Source organism: Pseudomonas capeferrum, assembly GCF_013523055.1.
GTDB classification, from domain to species: Bacteria; Pseudomonadota; Gammaproteobacteria; order Pseudomonadales; family Pseudomonadaceae; genus Aquipseudomonas; species Aquipseudomonas capeferrum_A.
The window spans coordinates 1-463 of sequence record NZ_JAAMQM010000069.1 but is presented as its reverse complement, the minus strand read 5'-3'; the positions used below and the strand labels follow the sequence as shown (position 1 = coordinate 463).

The 463-nt window shown below is 62.4% G+C and carries 1 protein-coding gene; it reads left to right on the top strand.

The window, feature by feature from the left end; all coding sequences use genetic code 11:
- Positions 1-444, top strand: a 444-nt coding sequence (locus G7009_RS27335; protein ID WP_181133381.1) for an electron transfer flavoprotein subunit beta/FixA family protein, incomplete at its 5' end; no start/stop codon positions are given.
- Between the last annotated feature and the right edge of the window lie 19 nt (positions 445-463).

Here is a 463-nt window from a genome sequence, read left to right as displayed (position 1 = left end):
GTGGTCGACAAGGAGCAGCCGCAGCTGGTGATCCTTGGCAAGCAGGCCATCGACAGTGACAACAACCAGACCGGCCAGATGCTGGCCGCGCTGACCGGCCATGCCCAGGGCACCTTCGCCTCCAAGGTGGAAGTGACTGGCGACAAGCTCAATGTCACCCGCGAGATCGATGGCGGCCTGCAGACCGTCGCGCTGAACCTGCCGGCGATCGTCACCACCGACCTGCGCCTGAACGAGCCGCGCTATGCGTCGCTGCCGAACATCATGAAGGCCAAGAAGAAGCCGCTGGAAACCGTCACTCCAGACGCGCTGGGCGTTTCCACCGCTTCCACCATCAAGACCCTCAAGGTCGAAGCGCCGGCGGCTCGCAGCGCGGGGATCATGGTCAAGTCGGTGGCCGAACTGGTCGAGAAACTGAAGAACGAGGCGAAGGTAATCCAATGACTATCCTGGTTGTCGCTGA